This window comes from Streptomyces ipomoeae 91-03 (assembly GCF_000317595.1).
Classification (GTDB): domain Bacteria; phylum Actinomycetota; class Actinomycetes; order Streptomycetales; family Streptomycetaceae; genus Streptomyces; species Streptomyces ipomoeae.
This window is the reverse complement of sequence record NZ_AEJC01000584.1, coordinates 1-7769: the sequence shown is the minus strand read 5'-3', so window position 1 is coordinate 7769 and position 7769 is coordinate 1. Positions and strand designations below refer to the sequence as shown.

Here is a 7769-nt window from a genome sequence, read left to right as displayed (position 1 = left end):
GGTACGCGGGCGGCAACGGCGGAAGCCCACCCTGCGGTACCGGCGGGGGAGCCCACGCGGGAGGCGTCTGCGGTACGCCACCGGAGGCGTCCGGAGCGGGGACGGCGTCCTGGGGCACGCTGTCCTGCGGGGCGGCGTCCTCGGTCCGGTCGGCGTCGGGGGCGGCATCCTTGGGCTGGTCACCGTCGGGGCCGCCGGAGACGGGTTCATCAGCGCCGGAGGCGGCGTCGTGAGCGACGGCGTCCTGAGGCGTGGCGTCGTGCGGGACGGCGTCCTGAGGCGTGGCATCCGACGGTTCGACCGTGTCGGAGGCGGCACTCGGGGCGTCACCGGGCTGACCGCCCTCTGCGGCGGCGCCCGTCTCACCGGATGCCTCCGCGACAGCGGAACCTTCGGGGCTCGCGTCCCCTTCGCTGTCCTGCGCGACCTGACCCTGATCCGGCCCCTGGCCCTGGGCCGGTGCCTCGCCGGCCTCGGACGAAACGACATCGGCGGTCTGCTCACCGGCACCGGCACTGCCACCGGCATCCGCACCGGAATCCCCATCGGCACCGGCACCGTCACCGGGCACGGACTCACCCGCAGTAGCGGGCGCATCCTCGGACACGGCCACGGCGGCGCCCCCGGCCCCCTCGGTCTGAGCCTGCGGCGACGCGCTCAACTCGGCGTCGACGCCACCCGCATCACCACTGGAACCTGTACCGGCGCCCGCACCGCCACCCGCGCTCGCGTCGGCGTCACCGCCCCCGGTGGCCGTATCCCCCTTCTCCGCAGCCGCACTCGCGATGTCCCGCTTCAACGCGGCGGCGGAGATCCGCATGGTCGCGCCGCTCTCGATGTCCCCGAGGTCCCCGCTGTCCCCGCTGTCCCCGAGGTCCCCGTTGCGGGGGTCGGCCTGCTGGGGCGCGGGGGCAAGCGGAGGCCAGGGCGGCGGAAAGGAACCACCAGGAGCCGTGCCGGCCAGGTCGACGGGAGGACCGACCGGCGGCGCGGGCGGAGGCGTCGCGGACCCGGCGGCCGGGGCGGCGTTCCCCGTACCCGTACCGGATTCCGAACCGCCCCCTCCCGACGAGGCGTTCTGCGTGTACCAGGCAGGCGGCGCGTAGTCGATGGTGAACTCGCCCGTCGTCTCGATGGCGGACTCCGCGTCGGACTGGTCATCGCCGGGTGTGGCCCAGCCCCCGCGCATCCCGTCCCGATCGCTGTTCACAATTCCTCCTGGTGTGGTCGACACCCTCAAAGTCGTGTGCCGGGGCCGACCGTTCTTGTCGTTCGAGCCATGTCGTCGTGACGTCGTGATGTGGCGCCCCCGGTCCCAGCCTAATCACCACAAGCGCAACGACGGCAGGCCCGCCCACCCCTCCGCGCCTGCCCACTCCGTCACACCCTGCCCGAAACCGACCCCTGTATCCCCAACGAGTCCGAGCAAACCGGTCATTACAGGTGAACAATCAGAAAGACACTGGACGAACCGACACCCGGACCGCTCCCGGCCAGGCCCAGGTCCGACGTCACCCCCGGCCCCCAGCGCTCCCTCACAGCGCCCCTCAGCCGCTCAGGTGTCCCAAGCCTTTCAGCCCATTCGACAGCCGCTCAGGCGCCTCAAGCTCTCAGTCCATCCGAGAGCCGCTCAGGCGCTCAAGTCCCCGAACCCATCAATCCATCCGACGAGGTGTCCCCAGCAACCCGATCTCCGCATCGGTCGGCTGGGTCATCACATACTGCCGATCCCGATCGGCGCACCAGAGCGTGACGCCGTCGGCCAGCGTGGGCAACGACTCCACGTCCGCCCGGGGCAGCGCCATCGTGCGTCCCAACTCCGCCGCCTCGTCCGGCGAGACCCGCTGCACCCCGACGAGCCGAGCCTGACGGATGAGCCGAGGAGCGACCGGACTGAGATACGGCAGCAGCGTCAACACGGACTGCCAGGGCCCGGAGACGACCCGCCCTCTCGGCGGCCGCATACCGCAGTCACGCACGACGAGCACCGGACTCCCGGCCGACGCGCCCTGCGGCGGAACCCGCCCCACGTCGTACACGGCCATGCCGTTCTGCCCGCCGCCCATGGCGTGCACCATCTGCATCCAGGACTGCGCCCGCCCGGTCTCCACCGCGACCCGTGCCCCCGTGGCCGCCGCCCGCAGGGCGAGCACCTGGGCCGTCCACAGTCCGCCGATGAGGACGACGTCGTACGGGGTGGGCCGGTTGATCCCGAGGACGGCCGGCTGCCCCTCCGCGTCCACCCCTATGACGACCCCGTCGTCCCCGATGGGCAGCGCGAGCGAGTCGACCTGCTCGACGGACAGCGCATGCCGTCCGTGCCGGGGCCCGATGAGCCCGAACCCGGAACGCACCCGCTCCCGCACACGCTCCCCGACGGAGGGCCCGGCGGAAGGCGAACCGGCCGCAGGCGAACCGGTCACAGGCGAACCGGCCGCAGACGGACCGGGCGGATGTGAACTGGTCATGGCCGTCACCGCGCACCCCCGAGAGGCAGAGTGGCGAGCACACCCGGCAGTTGTTCACGGTCGAGGCGCGCGAGACCGGCGCCGGCCTGCCGGGCAGCGTGCTCCAAGGCGCGCCGGGCCGCCACGAGTTCGTCGTCGCTGCGGCCGGTGACCCGTAGATGCCCGGTGAGGGCCACCTCCTGCCGCTCCCCGCGCGCCAGGGTCAGACTGAAGGTCGTGGCGAGCGCGGGTATCGCGGTGAGCGCCCCCACGAGCTGCGGCAGCGACGGCCCCCGGCCGCCTCCCAACTGAGGCCAGCGACGCACCCAGTACGTGGTGTGCCGACGGTTGTCGCACCGCCAGCTCCGCCCCGACTCCTCGGTCCGCCGCTGCGGCGTGTCCGTACGCCCCGCCTCGGCCGTCACCAGAGGGTTGGCGCAGGCGGACGTGGCGACGGCGGCGACCAACTCCTCCTCGTTCAGCAAGGTCGTCCGGAACCCGGCCCCGGTCAGCCGACTCGCCAGATGGTCCGCGACCCGCACGACGCACTTCTGCGCCCCCATGAGCCCGCCGCCACGCGCGGCCACGGCCTCCGGGCAGAGCTCGGGGTCCAGCTTCAACGCGATCCAGGTGATACGGACCGCCGGGGCGCCCGTCCGGGCCTGCAGCGGCGCGTAGTTGCTGACGGCCACCGACTGCTGCGGCAGCTGTATCGCGGGCGCCGGCTGGGTGTGCAGTACGACCTGCGCGCGCTCCAGCCGAATCCCGTCCACCTCCAGCGCGTCCCGCACCAGCCCCAGCGGCAACGGCTGTCGGCTCCGCTCCGCCCGCAACGCCGTGGCGTCCGCCTCGACCTGCAGCACGGCCGTCACGAACGTCCCGTCCCCGATGATCCCGACCGGGCGCCGGTCCCGGCCCCCGTACGCATACGTCCGCAGACTCGGATCGCACTCCACCGCCGGAGCCAGTCCCGGCTCCGTCCCCGGCCGTATCACCGTCCCGGCCGCCCTCCGCTGCCGTACCTTCAACGCCCGTGCCGTGGCCAGCCATTCGGGCACCGAGCGCCCCCGACGCCGTGCGAACGCGAGGAGTACGAGCGCGACGGCGACGACGGCCGCGGGAACCAGTGCCAGGGGATCGACGGCCCAGCCGACGAGCAGTACGGCCGCGGCGATTTCCAGTAGAACGATCCGTTGCAACCGGAACGACCCGGACTGCCCCGGGCGGGCGCGGAAATGCAGCGCGCCGGACGAGGGCGCCTGTGTGCCGGCCGGGGACGGCGGTGGCGACGGGTGCGGCGCAGGGGCCGAGGGGCCCTGTGCCCGCGACCGGTCACGTGACCGGATCCGCACTCCGGAAGCCATCACTCCATCCCCCCGCTCCGCTCACAACTCACTGGATTTCGCTGGCACACAAGCCCCAGGAAGATCCAGGTACCCTACCCGCTCCACAAAGCCGTTCCAGTACCAGGCATAGTAGGGGGCCGGTCTGACAACGGAGGGCGGGGGACGCTGACCCCCGGCGCCACGCGGGCGATTCACGGGGAGACACAGGCACACATGGCATCTCGGCGGGACCAGCTCAACGCCTACACCTTCGCGAAGCGGCGCATGCTCGCGTCCTTCCTGCAGTCCTCCCCCGACGGCTCGGACGAGGGCGCCCCCCGCCCGCTGCGCGCCGTACTGCCCGGCACCATCGTCGGCGTGATCATCATGGCCGTCTTCGGGGCGTGGGGGATGTTCAAGCCGACGGCGCCGAAGGGCTGGAACCTCCCCGGCGAGAAGGTGATCATCGCCAGCAAGTCGACGACCCGTTACGTCGTCCTGAAGACCGGCAAGAAGACCCAGCTCCACCCCGTGCTCAACATGGCCTCCGCGAAGCTGCTCCTCGACACCGGCAAGGGCGAGGTCGTCACCGTCGACGAGTCCATCCTCGACAAGGGCGACATCCCCCACGGCGTGACGATCGGCATCCCGTACGCCCCCGACCGTCTGCCGTCCGCCGAGGAGGCGGGCGCCGAGAAGCGCTGGGCGGTCTGCGAACGCCCGAGCGCCGGCGGCAGATCCATCCAGAAGGCCGCGTTCGTCCTCGCCTCCCGCGACATGAACAGGACCGAGGGCAGGGACAAGCTGGGGGGTGGCGAACTCCTTTACGTGGTGGGCCCGGACAAGACCCGCTACGTCGTGGACGCGGGCGGCGGCGCGTACAAGGTGGACGGCACCGACGAACTGCTGGTGCGTACCGTCGTCGGATCCGGTCGTGAACCCCAGCGGGTGACCCAGGAGTGGCTCGACACCCTTCACCCGGGTGACCCGATCGCCTTCCCGGAGATCACCGGCCGGCCGGGCGACGCGGCCGACACTCCCGGTCTGCTGGACGACGAGGCCGACAAGGTCGGCATGATCCTCAAGGCGTTCGACGGGGACAAGGAGCAGTTCTACGTGGTACTGCCCGGCCGGGTCGCCCCGATCACCGCGTTCGTCGCCAAGCTGCTCCTGGCGAGCGAGGACCTCGTCTCCCTGGGCCAGGCGGGCAAGGCGCTCGAGGTGAGCACCGGCGCGATCGTCCCCGGCGAGGCGTTCGAGGCGGACAAGAAGTGGCCGAGCGAGAGCCCCAAGGCCGTCAACGACGCGTCGGACACGGCCGGGAGCCGCAACACCGTCTGCAATGTTCTGCGTGACGTCGACAAGGACAACGGCACCACCACCCTGAGCACCTGGGCGAGCACCGACTTCCCCGCGACCCTCCCCACGGGCTCCTCCAGCGCGTACGTCACCCCCGGCTCGGGCCAGCTGTACCGCCAGTTCAAGGGCAGGGAGACCAAGGCCGGCAGCGTCTTCCTGGTGACCGACACCGGTCTGCGCTACGCCATGCAGTCCAACGCCGACGGCGCCGCCGCCGACGCGGGCATCGGCATCACGGCCGAGGAGCGCCGGCAACTCCAGCAGGAGGCGCAGCTCGCACAGATCCGCCTGGGCTACGGAGATCTTGACCCGGCCTTCATCCCCGCCGAGTGGTCGGAGTTCCTGCCCACGGGCCCACGACTGTCGACGGCGGACGCGCGCCAGCCGCAGGGATCGTAAAGGGGAGGGCGTCCTTACATGCGCTACGGACTGAAGCGCGCGGCCGGCGCGACGACCGCGACGCTCATCGTGGCCGTCACCGGGATGGTGACGGTTATGTGCACTCCCGCCACCGCGGACTCGGCCACCGACCAGTGCACGTTCCCCGACAAGAAGTACTCGGGCCGCCCCTGGTCCCTCCAGCGCGTTCTCCTGGACGAACTGTGGAGCCAGTCCAAGGGCGAGGGCGTACGGGTCGCGGTGATCGACACCGGCGTGGACGTGCGGAACGTCCAGCTCAAGGACGCCGTGGACGCGTCGAGCGGCGCCAACTTCCTGCCGGCGAAGGACGACAAGGGGCAACCGATCGACCGCGGCAAGGCGAACGGCACCACGGACAGCGTCGGCCACGGCACGCGCGTGGCGGGCATCATCGCGGCCCGCCCCGACAAGGGGACCGGATTCGTCGGCCTGGCCCCCGAGGCGACGATCATCCCCATCAAGCAGAACGACGCGGAGGGCCACGGCACGACGAAGACGCTGGTGCAGGCGATCCGTCACGCGATGGCCGAGAAGGCCCAGGTCATCAACATCTCCCAGGACACGGCGAACGCCGTGGAGCCGGACCCGTCACTCAAACAGGCCATCGACGCGGCCCTGGCACGGAACATCGTGGTCGTCGCGTCGGCGGGCAACGACGGGCTGGGAGGGAACGACAAGAAGACGTACCCCGCGTCGTACGAGGGTGTCCTCGCGGTCGCCGCCTCGGACCGCAACAACGAACGGGCGTCCTTCTCCCAGTCCGGGGACTTCGTGGGGGTCGCCGCCCCCGGCGTGGACATCATCTCCACGGTTCCCAAGGGCGGGCACTGTTCCGACAACGGCACCAGCTTCTCCGCCCCGTACGTCGCCGGAGTGGCCGCCCTCATCAAGGCCAAGCATCCCGACTGGACCGCCCGCCAGATCGTCGCCCAGATCGAGCAGACCGCCGAACGCTCCTTCGCGGGCCACGACCGGCGGGTGGGCTGGGGCGTGGTCGACCCGGTCCGCGCCCTCACGGACGACGACCAGCCGATCGAGTCCCCCGACCCCCGGGAGGGCCTGACCGAGGCGGAGGCCCCCACCGCGGCCGAACTCCACCTCGGCGAAACCCCCCAGGAACGCAACGAGCGCTACGCCACCTACGCCCTGGGCGCCACCGTCGTCCTGGCCGCCCTCATCACCGGCACAGCGATCGTGACGCGCGACGTACGCCGCCGCGCACAACGGAGCGCATCCGGTGTCGGGGGTACGGGATGAGGGAGTGATTCGATGGTAACTGAGTCCACACAAACTTCAGTTGGACGCCTTTTGCACACTGACTACAGTGGTCGCCGAGTGGCACAGCCCGACTGAGATCTCCGAACAGAAGCTCCCCCTCACCTCGTTTCAGTGGTCGGGGAACCGAATTCATTCGGTGTGAAGTCCACCCATACAGTTCACGAAAGGGAGTGCGAAGATGACGACGGACGGGCGGAAGCTCAACAGTGACCAAGTCTGGCTGCTGGAGAAGGGCATCATCGCCCGGTACGAGGACATCAAGAAGCTCCTCGGCCGTCTCCAGGGAACGATCGACATGATCGAGAAGAACTGGACGGGCCAGGCCGCGGTCGCCTTCGACAAGAAGCAGACCGAGATCAACGACCACGTGGTCGCCCTCGGACGCATGCTGGAGAAGGTCCTCGATGGCGTCGACCTCAACCGCAAGGACAAGGACAAGCTGGAGGACGAACTCCACCAGCGGATCACCCAGATCGACGTGCAGGACCTGGGTGGCAAGACCTCGGCTCTCAGCAGCTACTGAGCCGCCGCAGCTTCCGGCCCACAGGCCTCCGCCCGATCCATCGAGGAGACAAGGCAGCCATGACGAACGTCAATCCCGACTACCAGGACCTTGCCGTCAAGTACGGCACGTTGGACGCGCTCACCACCGAACTCGGTGACCTGGCCAGGCAGTTCGAAGGTCAGATCCAGGCCCTGAAGGCCGATGTCGAGAAGATCGCCGAAGGCTGGGGCGGTGAAGCCCACGAGGCCTTCAAGAGCCAGCACAAGGCCTGGGACACGCACGCCAACGGCATCCGCGACGCCCTCGCCAACATCGGCCAGAGGATCGGCGAGGCCGGCGGTGACTACCGAGGCGGCGACCTCAAGGGCGCGAGCTACTTCCTGTGAAACAGCCCGAGTAGCCCCCGAATAATTCAAGTAACCGACAGCAGCGGGT

7 protein-coding genes are annotated in these 7769 nt (G+C 70.4%); 4 read left to right on the top strand and 3 right to left on the bottom strand.

Annotation, left to right across the window (positions count from 1 at the left end; all coding sequences use genetic code 11):
- From STRIP9103_RS37670 to eccE, 3 genes are all read right to left on the bottom strand, one after another.
- A partial coding sequence (locus STRIP9103_RS37670; protein WP_267950646.1) for an SCO5717 family growth-regulating ATPase occupies window positions 1-1210 on the bottom strand: 1210 nt, incomplete at its 3' end.
- 445 nt (window positions 1211-1655) lie between these two features.
- Entirely contained in the window at window positions 1656-2468 is an 813-nt protein-coding gene (locus tag STRIP9103_RS37665) for a hypothetical protein (protein WP_048821686.1), read from the bottom strand.
- 5 nt (window positions 2469-2473) lie between these two features.
- Entirely contained in the window at window positions 2474-3811 is a 1338-nt protein-coding gene (gene eccE, locus STRIP9103_RS37660) for a type VII secretion protein EccE (protein WP_078614182.1), read from the bottom strand.
- A 195-nt stretch (window positions 3812-4006) separates the two neighbouring features.
- On the opposite strand from eccE, the gene eccB reads away from it, so the two are divergent.
- The 4 genes from eccB to STRIP9103_RS37640 all read left to right on the top strand — a co-directional run bounded on the left by eccB (window position 4007) and on the right by STRIP9103_RS37640 (window position 7720).
- Window positions 4007-5530, top strand: a complete 1524-nt coding sequence (gene eccB / locus STRIP9103_RS37655; RefSeq protein WP_009334467.1) for a type VII secretion protein EccB — start codon at window positions 4007-4009, stop codon at window positions 5528-5530.
- Window positions 5531-5548: 18 nt separating this feature from the next.
- On the top strand, window positions 5549-6808 hold the full coding sequence (mycP, locus tag STRIP9103_RS37650; RefSeq protein WP_009334461.1) for a type VII secretion-associated serine protease mycosin: 1260 nt from the start codon (window positions 5549-5551) through the stop codon (window positions 6806-6808).
- Window positions 6809-7007: 199 nt separating this feature from the next.
- Entirely contained in the window at window positions 7008-7352 is a 345-nt protein-coding gene (locus STRIP9103_RS37645; protein WP_009334458.1) for a WXG100 family type VII secretion target, read from the top strand.
- A gap of 59 nt (window positions 7353-7411) precedes the next feature.
- Window positions 7412-7720 carry a WXG100 family type VII secretion target gene (locus STRIP9103_RS37640; RefSeq protein ID WP_009334465.1) on the top strand — a complete coding sequence of 103 codons (309 nt, stop codon included), beginning with the start codon at window positions 7412-7414 and terminating at the stop codon, window positions 7718-7720.
- Window positions 7721-7769: the final 49 nt, after the last annotated feature.